11 protein-coding genes and 1 pseudogene are annotated in these 13,521 nt (G+C 43.0%); 11 read left to right on the top strand and 1 reads right to left on the bottom strand.

Annotation, left to right across the window (positions count from 1 at the left end):
• Window positions 1-46: 46 nt before the first annotated feature.
• From FE296_RS29460 to FE296_RS29425, 8 genes are all read left to right on the top strand, one after another.
• Window positions 47-1,060, top strand: a complete 1,014-nt coding sequence (locus FE296_RS29460) for an alpha/beta fold hydrolase (RefSeq protein WP_150367347.1) — start codon at window positions 47-49, stop codon at window positions 1,058-1,060.
• Between the two features lie 170 nt (window positions 1,061-1,230).
• A complete protein-coding gene (locus FE296_RS29455) occupies window positions 1,231-2,214 on the top strand; it encodes an alpha/beta hydrolase (protein ID WP_150367346.1) in 984 nt (327 codons plus the stop codon).
• A gap of 135 nt (window positions 2,215-2,349) precedes the next feature.
• Window positions 2,350-3,807, top strand: coding sequence for an alpha/beta hydrolase family protein (locus tag FE296_RS29450; protein WP_150367345.1), 1,458 nt, complete (start codon window positions 2,350-2,352; stop codon window positions 3,805-3,807).
• A gap of 31 nt (window positions 3,808-3,838) precedes the next feature.
• Window positions 3,839-5,932, top strand: a complete 2,094-nt coding sequence (locus FE296_RS29445; RefSeq protein WP_150367344.1) for a serine hydrolase domain-containing protein — start codon at window positions 3,839-3,841, stop codon at window positions 5,930-5,932.
• Window positions 5,933-6,154: 222 nt separating this feature from the next.
• The gene (locus FE296_RS29440) at window positions 6,155-6,535 is read left to right on the top strand and encodes a hypothetical protein (RefSeq protein WP_223869089.1); all 381 of its coding nucleotides are present in this window, start codon (window positions 6,155-6,157) and stop codon (window positions 6,533-6,535) included.
• The gene (locus tag FE296_RS29435; RefSeq protein WP_150367343.1) at window positions 6,532-8,250 is read left to right on the top strand and encodes an ABC transporter ATP-binding protein; all 1,719 of its coding nucleotides are present in this window, start codon (window positions 6,532-6,534) and stop codon (window positions 8,248-8,250) included. Before FE296_RS29440 ends, FE296_RS29435 begins: the two co-directional genes overlap by 4 nt.
• A 461-nt stretch (window positions 8,251-8,711) precedes the next feature.
• Window positions 8,712-9,134: a MarR family winged helix-turn-helix transcriptional regulator gene (locus FE296_RS29430; protein WP_124114576.1), complete on the top strand. Its 423-nt coding sequence runs from the start codon at window positions 8,712-8,714 to the stop codon at window positions 9,132-9,134.
• A complete protein-coding gene (locus tag FE296_RS29425) occupies window positions 9,131-10,210 on the top strand; it encodes a threonine aldolase family protein (protein WP_150367342.1) in 1,080 nt (359 codons plus the stop codon). Before FE296_RS29430 ends, FE296_RS29425 begins: the two co-directional genes overlap by 4 nt.
• 178 nt (window positions 10,211-10,388) lie before the next feature.
• On the opposite strand, the gene FE296_RS29420 is transcribed toward FE296_RS29425, so the two are convergent.
• Window positions 10,389-11,306, bottom strand: a complete 918-nt coding sequence (locus tag FE296_RS29420; RefSeq protein ID WP_150367341.1) for an AraC family transcriptional regulator — start codon at window positions 11,304-11,306, stop codon at window positions 10,389-10,391.
• 371 nt (window positions 11,307-11,677) lie between these two features.
• Between FE296_RS29420 and FE296_RS29415 the strand changes: the two are divergent.
• From FE296_RS29415 to FE296_RS29405, 3 genes and pseudogenes are all read left to right on the top strand, one after another.
• A pseudogene (locus tag FE296_RS29415) lies at window positions 11,678-11,911 on the top strand (hypothetical protein); the annotation flags it as partial.
• Window positions 11,912-12,073: 162 nt separating this feature from the next.
• Complete coding sequence (locus tag FE296_RS29410; RefSeq protein WP_150367340.1) at window positions 12,074-12,853, top strand: class I SAM-dependent methyltransferase; 780 nt, start codon at window positions 12,074-12,076, stop codon at window positions 12,851-12,853.
• The gene (locus FE296_RS29405; protein ID WP_150367339.1) at window positions 12,850-13,479 is read left to right on the top strand and encodes a pentapeptide repeat-containing protein; all 630 of its coding nucleotides are present in this window, start codon (window positions 12,850-12,852) and stop codon (window positions 13,477-13,479) included. Before FE296_RS29410 ends, FE296_RS29405 begins: the two co-directional genes overlap by 4 nt.
• The last annotated feature ends 42 nt before the right edge of the window (window positions 13,480-13,521 follow it).

Genomic DNA, 13,521 nt, shown 5'->3' with positions numbered 1-13,521 from the left:
GCATTAGCAACCTGTTAGCCCAATATACAGATGAGGATAGGAGCAGATGAACGTGAAATATCAAAGAGACATAGGAGTACAGAGTCAGAGTCAGAGTCAGAGTCAAAGTAAAAGCAAAACAAAGAAAGTGTTAGGCATTTTGCTTAAAGTGCTTGCCGCATTCCTTATAGCAATCCTACTTTTTGTAGCTACCGTATATACCGTCAACAAAATCAGCAGTTATTCAGAGCAAAAAAGAATGGAGCCGTACGGACAACATGTATCCGTGGACGGGAAAAATATGAATGTGTTCATTCAAGGCGAAGGCGAGGAAACGATTGTACTTCTGCCGGGTTTTGGAACAGCGTCACCTGCACTTGATTTTAAGCCGCTCATTTCTGAATTATCTCCCGATTATAAAGTCGTCGTGGTTGAACCTTTTGGTTATGGATTGAGTGATCAGACCAAAAAGGAACGCAGTACAGCAAATATCGTCAGTGAAATTCATGAAGCGTTAAAGAGTCTACATATTGATCGTTATATCTTGATGGGTCATTCCATCTCAGGGATCTATAGTCTGGATTATGTGAACAAATATGCAGATGAAATAAGTGCATATGTTGGGTTGGATACCAGTGTTCCAGCGATTAGTGAGCAGAAGGTTGAAGCATCAGAAATCGTACCGATTCAATGGTACCGTAACTTGGGTTTCCCACGTTTGCAATTGAAAATGAGTGATGATCCATATGCTGGGCTACCGTATGATGAACAAACCAAAGAACAATTGAACATTTTGATACAAAAGAACATGTTTAATCCCACCCAATTGAACGAGATTGTAAGCATGTACTCCAATTTTAAAGCAGCTGAACAGTTAACATTCCCTGTTGATCTCCCGGTTCTTTTCTTTGTTCAAAAGAATCATCCGGCAGTGGACAATTGGGTTCCCGAACACGAGAAGTTAATAGAGGACTCTACACATGGTGAACTGGTGCTGCTGGAAGCAAATCATTATTTATACCGTTCCCATGCCAAAGAAATCGCTGAAAAATTCAGGGGGTTTATGGGAGGAATTCAATAACTCCACTATCCATTAGAATAAGCGCCTGTTCCGTAACGTCATAACATTTCTTTACTTTGTTCATTTTCAGTTCATATTGACGTCACGGGGAGTACAGTTTCATTGGATAAGATTTCATTAGCACCAAACAAGACAACCGAACAAACAGTTCAAGACAGGAGAAGATCAGAATGACACAACCCGAAGGAAAGAAAGCCAAGAATAGAACGAGGGCCAAAAAAGCACGAAATATTATACTTAAAGTATTAGGAGCAATTCTAATCGCTATTGTTCTGTTTCTAGGTATTGTTTATATCACAAATGTAATCAGCAGTAATTCTGAGGCGAAAAAGATTGAGTCTTACGGTCAGCATGTATCTGTAGACGGAAAAAATATGAATGTTCTCATTCAAGGTGAAGGCAAGGAAACGATTGTACTTCTTCCGGGATATGGAACAGCTGCACCGGCGATTGATTTTAAACTGCTCATCGATGAACTATCACCATATTACAAAGTTGTTGCAGTTGAACCTTTCGGTTATGGATTAAGTGATGCTACTGAAAAAGAACGAACCACAGAGAATATTGTAAGCGAAGTTCATGAAGCTCTGCAGCAACTCGATATTCATCAGTACATGCTTATGGGCCACTCCATTGCAGGCATTTATGGCATTGATTATGTGAACAAATATCCGGATGAGGTCACGGCATTTGTCGGAATTGATAGCAGTGTTTCCACCCAACCAAGTATTACAGATGCAAAGTTCCCATTAAAAACATTCGCTTTTCTCAGAAATACAGGTCTCTTAAGATTAATGATGAAAGTGGGTGCAGACCCCTATGAGGGACTTGCATTCGATGAAGAAACGGTTGAGCAGATGAAGATGATCTCGAATAAAAACATGTACAATCCCACCTCATTAAACGAGATGGACCATATTTATACCAATTTTAAAGGCGCTCAAGGTTTAAGCTTCCCTAAAGATCTTCCACTTCTTCTCTTTGTACAAGCGAATAATGAAGGGGTAGAAGGATGGATCCCATTGCATGAAGGACAGATCAAAGACTCGGTCCATGGGAAAGTAATTACAATGGATGGTTCACATTATTTACATCATACTCAATTCAAACAAATTGCTGAAGACGTTAGAGCTTTTATGGCCGAAGCGAGATAAATATCCTGTAGAAGCCTACTCGTGATTTAACAGAAGTGCATGAATGAACATGAAAAACCGTCCTGCGGGGCGGTTTTTACATAGTAGATCAATTCGGATGATGCCTGTGATGAAAGAGAGAGAGAGGAAATACAAATGAGATTATTTGAGATACTGTTAGTTCTATTCTGTTTCGCTTTACTCGTAGACCTACTATTTATTAAAAGAAGTGCAAAGAAAACAGGCTTGGGTTTGGGGATAGGAAGTAGCGTTATACTCGTAGTTCAATTGTTGGTTGAGGGATACAGATGGCAGTTGCTTTTGGTATATATCATGACGGCTCTATTCATAATTATTGTTTTACTCAGACATTCCAAAAAGATGATGAATCTAAAAATAGGGAAGTTCTTGAAATATAGTTTATTTTCCCTGATTGTCATTCTGCTGGTTGGTTCTACTGTCTTGTCTGCATACTTACCTGTCTTTAATTTGCCGAAGCCGGATGGTCCAGAGAAAGTGGGTACTCAAACCTTTCATTTTATAGATCAGAACAGAGATGAAGTCTTCACTGAAGATCAAAGTGATAAGAGGGAACTAATGGCTCAAGTTTGGTACCCTACTGAAAATAGGAATAATATCAAGCGTGATACGCTGTTTCCAAAAGATAAAGAAATGTTCAAAAAGTATATTCAGAGCTTCTCTGCTTCTTTAAAACTGCCCGAATTTGTTCTCGACTACTGGAAGTATAGCCAAACCAACTCTTATGAAAATGTAGAAATATTACCTTCTACAAGTCCTTATCCCTTGGTACTGCTATCTCATGGTATGGGAACCAGTAGAGTTCTACATGCATCACAGGCCGAGAATCTGGCCAGTCATGGGTTTATCGTGGTTACCATCGATCATACGTATAGCACCTTTGCTACCCTTTTTCCAGATGGCCGTGTAACGGATTATAAAAAAAGTACGACTACACTAGATGAACGTACAAAAACAGGAAATATATGGACGAGTGACGTGGAGTTTGTAATCGATCAAATCGAAAAGCTGAATTCAGGTGCAATCGAAAGTCAATTTAAAGGGAAGATCGATTTAAATAACATAGGCGCGATGGGGCATTCTTTTGGGGGTGCAACCGGGTTTAATGCAACGTATTTAGATCAGAGAATCAAGGCCGGGGTTAATATGGATGGGTCACTATATGAAGTGGAGAATAGAGATGACATAAACAAGCCGTTTATGTTCATCCGATCGGGAAATTTTGAAGAATGGTTAGCCAATTTTGAAATGGATAGAAATTCGGATGATGAAGTAACTAAATTTCTTTCAGATGAGCTGCACATTATGAAAAATGTTATTAATCATGGGGGAAATGTGATCTATGTAGAAGGAACCCAACACTTCAATTTCACGGACCTTCAATTCTATTCGGAGCTGGTTAAACTGTCCGGGATCACAGGAGACATCAATGGTAAAAGAGGGGCAAACATCGTAAATCAATATGTACTCGATTTCTTTAACAAGCAACTGAAAGGAACGGGCGGAACTCTGATTCAGGGACCGAACAACTTGTATCCGGAGGTGAAATTTGTAGACCCAGAAGAACTCTTATAACCAAAACATATAAATTCAGGAGATGATGTGAATGGGACGACAAAAGGGAAAACGAACTTCAATCGCCGTGTTAACTCTGGTGTTAACGATGTTAGTTCCAATGTCAGTCATGGCCGCACCAACTGCCGGTAACAGCAGCGACCTGACGTATGAACCAACCGAGAAAATAGTAGCGGAGAAAGCGAAGTTACTCACTGAGAAACATGGAATCACAAGCCTGCAATATGCCCTTATTGATGGTGGCGAGATTGTGGTGTCCGGTCAGACGGGTAAAAACGATAAAAACAACAAGGTGCCTCTTACGTCGGATACGATCTATGGCATAGGGTCAACGAGTAAAATGTTCCTCACAGCTTCTGTTATGAAGTTAGTTGACGAAGGCAAGGTGGATTTGGATCTGCCTGTTGTCAACTATATACCTGATTTTCAGATGAAAGATCACCGCTACAAACAAATCACACCACGCATGCTGTTGAATCATTCTTCCGGTCTGCTGGGCAGCACTGGCAGCAATGCCACATTGTACGGAGATAATGACACGTACTCACATGATACGTTTCTCGAGCAATTGGCGAGTCAAAACCTGAAGGCAGATCCCGGCGCGTACTCGGTGTATAGTAACGACAGTTTTACGTTAGCCGAGATTCTAGTTGAAAGAGTGAGCGGCATGAGTTTTACAGCTTTTATACACCGATATTTTACGGAACCCTTGGACATGAAACATACCAAAACACCACAGGATGTGGTTGACACGGCAGCAATGGCGGGAATCTATTCTCCTATGTATGAGGGTCAGCTTCCACAAGAAAATTATAATGTTATCGCTACTGGAGGCATGTATTCCACCGCTGAAGATCTTGCGAAGTTTTCACAAATCTTCACGGGAGAGGTCCAAGGCATTCTTACCCATAAGTCTGTAGAAGTCATGGCGCAAGAAGAATACAAAAAAGGCATGTGGCCAGAGGATGGCGATACGTCTATATCTTACGGTTTAGGGTGGGATAGTGTAAATCTGTACCCATTCAGTGAATACGGTATCAAGGCAGTAACAAAAGGTGGAGATACCATATCGTATCACTCATCATTAGTCGTACTGCCGGAATATAATCTGGCTGCAGCCGTTACCTCATCAGGTGGGACAAGTGCCAAAGATCAGTTCATAGCGAGTGAATTATTACTCAGCGCCCTTGAGGAAAAGGGCATTATTACAGAACGGAAACCGGAAAAATCGTTTGGTGTGCCAGTGAAGGCAGATATGCCTAAAGAAATATCCACGTATGAGGGTATATACGGTTCTAATAATTCGGTTAAGAAGATTGAAATGAATCATGCTGGAAAAATGACTGTATCCGCGCTAACAGCTCCAAATAATTCGGCCAAAGAATACACATATACAGCGGATGGTACGTTTGTTAACGATAAAGGCACAGAAAAGCTGAAATTTGTTAAGGAAAAGAATGGAAGGACTTATCTGTGGTATCGATCTTATATATCCTTGCCAGGACTTGGACAATTGGCTTTCTCCGAATATAAAATGGAGAAGCTGGAAGCCAATGAGTTATCCCAGGATATTACGGCCTCATGGGAGCAGCGTGAAGGTAAAAAGTATTACTTGTTGAATGAGAAATATACATCAACGGTTTATCTCAATTCGGCACCAATTCTCCCTATTCATTTGGACAAAGAGACCCCGGGATATATATCCAATACTAAGATTATTGGAGCAAACGAAGCAGTCACGGAGCTGCAAATCCCTGGCCTGGCTGGACGTGATACAAAAGAGATTTATTTTGCTAAAAAGAACGGGGTAGAGTACATTACAGCCGTTGGTAGCATATACGCCAGTGAGGAAATGGTACAACCACTCTATTCGGGTAAACAATCTCTAGCAACGATTCAAGCAGATGGATATGCCAGATGGTTTTCGATACCAGCAACGGTGAAAGGAAAAGTGATGACGGTTAAAATGCCTGCAACTGGCGCCTTTGCCGTATATGATCAGAAGGGTATTTGTATTAATCACACCGTAGTCAGCGGTCAGAATGAGGTTGTATTACCAGAAAACGGCCGCATTGTATTTGCAGGTGACGTGGATTCCACATTTGAAATTTCATTGGAAAAGTAACAATAGATTTGGTGCAGAGAAAGATCAGCAATTTTTGGAGAGCAAAAATAGTGAAAAATAAAAGAAGCCGCGAAATCGCGGCTTTTTCTGTTAAGAAGGTTTGAGCATACATGCTTCTTTGCTCTATTGGAAAATTAAGGTTGACACTCCTTGTTACCGCGTATACAATCGTATACATGAATGCGCTGTATACATATGTATACACGCAATGGAGGTGGCAGGATGAGAGATCGACAGATCGAAGAATCGGATGGAAGTGTACGTCAAGGCGAACGTCCGAGACGTGATGTGAGTGACAGCGAGCAACGTGGAGAGCGTTCCAGACGTGGCAGAGGACATGGTGAACAGCAGGGAAAACGGGGCCATGGTGCGCAAACATTCCGTCGCGGCCGGATTCTTGTATTTTTGGAACAAATGCAGAATCGAAGAACAACGCTTGTCCGACAACTTGGACAGGAGGAGTACGAACATATTCGCCCGATGATCAGTGGAGAGTTGAAAGCTATTGATCAGGTCATCGACGAGTATATCCATCTTTTCGAGCTGCAAAATGAAGATGTAAGTCCCAATAAGGATCTGGAGAGTGAGAGTGAGCAAGTATGATTCGTCGTTTTTTTTCGTATTATCGTCCCTATAAAAAACTGTTTTTGATTGATTTTGGATGCGCTGTACTCGCAGGTCTTCTGGAGTTGGCTTTCCCCCTTGCCGTCAGCAAATTCATTAATGAGTTGTTGCCAGGTCAGGATTGGCCTCTTATTTTGCTTGCCTGTATTGTGCTGTTATCCATCTATGCACTTAATACGGTATTGAACTATGTCGTTACATACTGGGGACATATGCTTGGCATTAATATTGAGACCAACATGCGTGAGAAGATGTTCGCTCACTTGCAGAAGCTGTCATTCCGGTTCTTCGATAATCGTAAAACAGGTCACTTAATTGGTCATCTTACGAATGATCTGAATGACATCGGCGAGGTTGCTCACCATGGACCTGAGGATGTATTCATCGCAGTGATGACATTAATCGGTTCGTTCTGGCTGATGGCTAACATTAATCTTGAGCTTGCGCTGCTTACCTTTATCATTATCCCAATTATGGCTTGGGTCATTATTGTATTTGGTGGCCGCATGACAAAGACCTATCGGCGACTTTTCGGAGACGTCGGCAATTTCAATGCGCGCATTGAAGATAACGTTGGTGGCATGCGTGTTGTGCAATCGTTCGCCAACGAAGAGCATGAGAAAGAACTTTTTGCGGTGGATAACCAGAATTTCCGTAAAACCAAACTGCTTGCCTACAAAACGATGGCGAAAAGTATCTCGGTCAGTTATATGATGATGCGACTGGTTACGGTATTTGTCATGATCAGCGGGGCTTGGTTTTATATTGACGGCAGAATTAATATGGGTGATTTTATGGCCTTCCTGCTTCTATCCAATATCTTCTTCCGTCCGATTGAGAAAATCAATGCCGTCATAGAAAGTTATCCAAAGGGCATTGCTGGTTTCAAACGTTATCTGGAGATCATTGATACAGAACCTGAGATTGCGGATAGCAAAAACGCCGTGGAATTCGAAAGTGTGAAGGGTGATATTCGTTTTGAGAACGTCTCGTTTGGATATGAATCCAGTCGGCGTATTTTAAATGATATCAGTCTGACTGTTCGACCGGGGGAAACCGTTGCATTTGTTGGCCCGTCAGGCGCAGGCAAAACGACCATCTGCAGCTTGCTGCCAAGATTCTATGAGGTAGAAGAGGGACGTATCACTGTAGATGGCGTCGACATTCGTAACGTTAAGCTTCAATCCTTGCGTAAGCATATCGGGATCGTTCAACAGGATGTATTTTTGTTCTCGGGTACTATTAAGGAGAATATTGCTTATGGTGACCTGAGTGCAACGGACGAACAGATCTGGGATGCCGCTCGCCGTGCCTCATTGGAGGAATTGATTCTCACGTTACCTGATGGCATGGATACCATTATTGGTGAACGTGGAGTTAAACTGTCGGGAGGGCAAAAACAACGTTTGTCCATCGCACGGATGTTCTTGAAAAATCCACCCATTCTTATTCTGGATGAGGCAACCTCTGCACTGGATACGGAAACGGAAGCACTTATTCAGCAATCACTCGCTGAATTGTCGGTGGGCAGAACAACACTTGTGATTGCACACAGACTGACAACGATCAAGAATGCAGATCGAATCATCGTAGTAAACACAGATGGTATTGCTGAGCAGGGTAACCACGAGGAATTGGTCGCCGCTGGAGGGATATACAGCCGTCTTCATCAGGTGCAATATAGTCACTCTTAATCTTTATAAATTGAACTATAGAATGTTTACACTTGATACTCCGATGACAGAACAACCTTCCGATCGCTGTTATCCCCAGATTTTTTTATTCCTTCTCTAAAGGGGAAATCCGGGGATAGCGTATGCTTCCGATGTAGCTTTCTTGCAGAAAGCTTGTAGGCGAACGCTTCGCTTCTTCAGGTTATTTCTGTCCTCTCCGTTTTGTGTAAATGTTCAGTTCAATTTATATAGAAACTTAAGTAGGTGACTAAGTATCTGGCTAGAGTAACTAAATCAATTAAACCTTGCCGCGCATATGCGCGGCTTTTTTTATTTGGATTAAAAATGCGGTTGTAAAATACTAAGGGAAAGATAATGTTGACAACGTCCACTAACCTGATTATTATAATGTTGACAAAGTCCACTAAAAAGGAGGGTTTGACATCGACTCTCAGTACATAAATCCAGATATACTGGCTGACATGCGACGTTTTAACCGTTTTTATACCAACATACTCGGTGTACTCGACAAGCATATTCTCGGAACGGGGTATTCCTTTGCAGAAGTACGGGTCATTATTGAGATTGGAATTCGGGGAGAGAGCATTGCGAACAATCTGGTAGATACACTGACCATTGATCGCAGTTACATGAGCCGAATTGTGAACAAGCTGTCCAAGGAAGGACTGCTGGTGAAAGTGAATTCTGCTGCCGATAGCCGGGTCAGTCTGATTCGTCTGACAGCCAAAGGTGAGGAACTGTATGCCCAATTGAATGATCGATCCGATCAACAGATCCTGAAGCTGATGCAAGAATTGAATGAAGAAGAGATTCAAGAGGTATACACCTCCATGATGAACATACAAGAGAAGTTGAACAAGAAGGCAGGAGAGACAACACGATGATACGATTTGAATGTGATTATAACGAAGGTGCGCATGAACGAATTTTACAAAGACTGATGGAAACCAATATGGAACAGACGAGCGGGTATGGCACGGATGAGCATTGCGAACGGGCGAGAATGCTTATTCGTCAGGCATGTGACAATGAGCAAGCTGATGTTCATTTTTTGGTTGGCGGTACACAGACAAATACAACGGTGATTGCATCTATTTTGCGTCCTTATCAAGGTGTAATTGCAGCGAGCTCAGGACATATTGCGGTTCATGAGACGGGGGCTATTGAAGCAACAGGTCATAAGGTACTCACGGTTCCAAGCGAGGACGGAAAGATCACGCCTGAGCAGGTTAGAGCAGTCTACGATGCGCACATGAATGAGTCGTCACCGGAACACTGTGTTCAGCCAGGAATGGTCTACATTTCCCAACCAACGGAGAATGGAACGATGTATAGCAAGGCAGAACTGCAAGCATTGCATACAGTGAGCAGAGCATGTGGTCTTCCGTTTTTCGTGGATGGAGCACGTCTTGGATATGCACTCGCTTCACGCAATTGCGATATGACACTTGCTGACCTTGCACGCTTGTGTGATGTATTTTACATCGGGGGAACCAAGATTGGCGCATTGATGGGAGAGGCGGTTGTCATCCTGAATGATGCACTGAAACCGGATTTTCGTTATATGATCAAACAAAAAGGTGGCCTGCTTGCCAAAGGCAGATTGCTGGGAATCCAATTTGAAACGTTGTTCGAAGATGGTCTGTACCTCGATATTTCTCGCCATGCCGTAGATATGGCCTTGAGAATTCATGACTCACTTGAACAGCAGGGGGTGCGCTTCCTGTACGATTCACCAACCAACCAGCAGTTTCCGATTCTGCCTGATCGTTTGCTTGAGAGATTACGCAGCGGTTATACGTTCACCTTCTGGGAAAAGGTTGACGATACACACAGTGCGGTACGGTTCTGCACCAGCTGGGCAACTCGTCAAGAGAATGTGGATGCATTGACTTGTGAAATTACTCAATTATTGCACGAAGAGATCCACGTGCCAGAACGGGTCGAAGTATTGGTCTAATCTTGTTCAAAAATTAGGAGAACAGTTCCGATTTCCTTCTCATAAATACGAGTAGCTTGAATAAATCCAAAAGCAATTACACAGAATTCTGATACTGAAAAAAGGACAACTCATTGTGGTTGTCCTTTTTTGGTTTACCTTTTGTGAGATAGTTGTGAGATAGAGAGTGCATACTCGGTTACTCACTCAAGGCCATGTCATATTTCTCTTTCAGCCGTCGGATATCGGCTCTAGGCGGCGCACCGAACATGCGTGCATATTCGCGGCTAAATTGGGAAGCACTCTCGTAACCAACCCGAAATGCTACATCCGCCGCATCAGCAGATTCGGCCATCAGAAGTCGCCGGGCTTCCTGTAATCTTAATTGTTTCTGGAATTGTAATGGGCTCATAGCTGTAATCTCTTTGAAGTGACGATGGAATGAAGAGACGCTCATGCTGGCGGTCTCAGCCAGATCTTCAATGCGAAATGGCTGTTCCCAATGATGAACGATGTACTCAATCGCTTCTCTGATCCGATAAGTGCTGCTACCTTCAACCGCAATCTGCGCGAGTTCTCCTCCGTAAGGCCCTTGAAGGAGGCGGAACAGGATTTCTTTAACGTACAACGGAGCCAGAAATGGAATCTCTCCCGGCGTATCCAGCAAACGAACAAGTCGGAGTACAGCGTCCTGAATGGACGATTCCATCTGACCTACAAACATGGCTCGTCTGGCGTTTTCGTTGAATGTTACCTTGATATTGCATTCGTTAAGTACTTCGAGAATTTGGTTCGGTGTGAATTCGAGTTTGAGACTTAAGTAGGGTGCTTCAGCGGATGCCTTGATAATCTGCCCGATGACCGGAAGATTCATGGAAGCAATCAGGTAATTGGAAGGTCCGTATTCATAACGCTCCTGTGCGAGCAATACTTCTTTCAACCCTTGAACAATCACACAACATGAAGGTTTATATACTCTGTATGCGGGTTCGCTAATCTTTGAATGGTGATAGACAAATAAGGAAGGAATCGCTGTTTCCAATGCACCGTTATGATTGGAATGGCGTTCGATCAGGTCACTCAATCCCTGTTTTGATTGAAATAATTCTTCGGTCATACGTATCCTCCTCGCGGATTTAACTTGCTTACATTATAAAGCTTACCGTACAGAACCAAAAGGGGGCCTGAGAGGATCAGGCAATCAATTAAGACGATTGATATACCGCTTGCAGCCCATGACTCGGCATACTAAGAGTATGTTAACAGAGCTAAGCGATTAAAGTTTATTCGAAAAGTTGGGTGAACAAGGTGATGAAGTGGTTATCAAACCATGTGAGGCAAATATTGATTGACAGGCTCGAATCACAGATCAAGTTCGAAGAAAATTCCGTACATCGAGAGATATACTTCACATGCTGGTTAGAGCTAGTTACAGAAGAGGTCGAGGCAACATCCATTCGCAGAACAAATTCAAGGAGAGTGTGAAATATGGAATATGTGAAATTAGGACGTACCGGTCTGGATGTCTCCAGATTATGTCTAGGTTTTATGAGTTACGGTGTACCGGAACGCGGAATGGCTCCATGGTCCCTGAATGAAGAGCAGAGTCGACCGTTCCATGGAAGCTCTTCATGATGTCCTTAAGGCCGGAAAGGTCAGATACATTGGAGCTCTTCGATGTACGCCTGGCAGTTCATGAAAGCCCAATATACAGCTGAGCGTCGCATCCGGTAACTGGAAATCTCAGTTGATCCGAATTCTTAATGTTAAAGTCGCCACTCGGCGGCTTTTTTTATAGTTATCTATTGAGTGAATTGACACTTCTCTTATATTAAAGTTATTATAGATACATTAGATCCTTAATTGAGAAGGAGATTATATTCTATGAATAACGGACATTCATCCGGTCAAACGAACGAATCGTGGAGTGGTCATTCTGCTCCTTTTACAGCGTTACAGGAAACACCTATCTTATCCTTGCTCCAGCCGTCCCATGGAGAACGAATCCTTGATGTGGGTTGTGGCAATGGGGATCTGACAGCCAAAATTGCAGTCGCAGGAGCGCTGCCAACAGGTATAGATTTTTCAGAAGAGACGATTAGGCAAGCTAAACAGAATTATCCTGATATGAATATTCATGTAGCAAATGCTTGTCATTATCGGACAGAAGAACCTTTTGATGCTGTCTTCTCTCATGCCGTTCTGCATTGGATAAAGGATGCCCCGGCAGTAGTACAATCAATACAGTCAGCGCTCAAGATGGGCGGGCGATTCGTGGCTGAGTTTGCTGCAAATGGCAACACGGCTATATTAATAACAGCGGTAAGGGAAGAACTGCTTGCCCGTGGATACAAATGGGAAGGTCGGAATCCATGGTATCACCCTACCATTGGCGAATATGCTAATCTACTGGAGCAAAACGGATTTCGAGTTAGTCTGGTCCAGCATGTTGACCAATTTACCCCGTTCAAGCCAGGTGCCAGAAAGTGGTTGGACAGCTTCGCGGAGTATTTATTCAGTGGGATCACACCTGCGGAACAGGATGTTATTATGGAAGCTGTCGAGAAAAAAGTACAGCCACAACTGATGCGGGATGGACAATGGTATCTGGACAGAAGCCGACTGCGAGTCGTAGCTATTAAGGAATCGGGGAATACGATATGAAAATGGACAAACCCAAGATTCAGGGGCAGTTGCTCGAACCGGAAACGATTGCATTCCTGGAATCCAAAGTTGAGTACAAACACAAACTGATCGAGAATATCATGCTGGGTCAACAGGAAGCGAGTAAGGTTTCCTTTGAAAATGTTGTATTTAGACATGTGACAATCTCGGAGTCTACCTTGGAACAATTTGAATTCACCGATGTCCGGTTCGAACACTGTGACTTCTCCAATGTCAATCTCTCTGGTGCCTTCATGCACCGGATCGAATGGCATAACTGCAAGTTTGTCGGAACTGATCTTTCCAATAGTCGATTGCAAAATGTCAGTTTCCTTCATGGTCTAGGTGACTACAGCAATTTCCGTTTTGCTCATTTGAAACAGGTCTCCTTCTCGGAATGCACCTTGATTGGTGCGGACTTTGCCTATCTGGCACTGCAAAAAATGGAGTTTAGTCAATGTAACATCGACCAAGCTTCCTTAACGGGGACCAAAATGAAGGATTTGGATCTTAGCGATTGCGAATTTGACTCCTTGGTATTGACCATGGAAGATCTCAACGGTTGTGTGATCTCACCACATCAAGCTGCAACATTTGTAGGATTAATGGGCGTCATTATCAAATAAAGGGCATGATCACATTTACGGGGTTGCCAAGATAGTGGAAGT

This window comes from Paenibacillus sp. UASWS1643 (genome assembly GCF_008693195.1).
Classification (GTDB): Bacteria; Bacillota; Bacilli; order Paenibacillales; family Paenibacillaceae; genus Paenibacillus; species Paenibacillus amylolyticus_B.
The sequence above is the reverse complement of the archived record's forward strand: the minus strand, read 5'-3'. Positions and strand labels throughout refer to the sequence as shown.

Excerpts from the sequence above, each read along its gene's own strand:
- FE296_RS29460 (WP_150367347.1), top strand. The coding sequence starts at position 47 with ATGAACGTGAAATATCAAAGAGACATAGGAGTACAGAGTCAGAGTCAG.
- FE296_RS29455 (WP_150367346.1), top strand. The coding sequence starts at position 1,231 with ATGACACAACCCGAAGGAAAGAAAGCCAAGAATAGAACGAGGGCCAAA.
- FE296_RS29450 (WP_150367345.1), top strand. The coding sequence starts at position 2,350 with ATGAGATTATTTGAGATACTGTTAGTTCTATTCTGTTTCGCTTTACTC.
- FE296_RS29445 (WP_150367344.1), top strand. The coding sequence starts at position 3,839 with ATGGGACGACAAAAGGGAAAACGAACTTCAATCGCCGTGTTAACTCTG.
- FE296_RS29440 (WP_223869089.1), top strand. The coding sequence starts at position 6,155 with ATGAGAGATCGACAGATCGAAGAATCGGATGGAAGTGTACGTCAAGGC.
- FE296_RS29435 (WP_150367343.1), top strand. The coding sequence starts at position 6,532 with ATGATTCGTCGTTTTTTTTCGTATTATCGTCCCTATAAAAAACTGTTT.
- FE296_RS29430 (WP_124114576.1), top strand. The coding sequence starts at position 8,712 with ATGCGACGTTTTAACCGTTTTTATACCAACATACTCGGTGTACTCGAC.
- FE296_RS29425 (WP_150367342.1), top strand. The coding sequence starts at position 9,131 with ATGATACGATTTGAATGTGATTATAACGAAGGTGCGCATGAACGAATT.
- FE296_RS29420 (WP_150367341.1), bottom strand. The coding sequence starts at position 11,306 with ATGACCGAAGAATTATTTCAATCAAAACAGGGATTGAGTGACCTGATC.
- FE296_RS29410 (WP_150367340.1), top strand. The coding sequence starts at position 12,074 with ATGAATAACGGACATTCATCCGGTCAAACGAACGAATCGTGGAGTGGT.
- FE296_RS29405 (WP_150367339.1), top strand. The coding sequence starts at position 12,850 with ATGAAAATGGACAAACCCAAGATTCAGGGGCAGTTGCTCGAACCGGAA.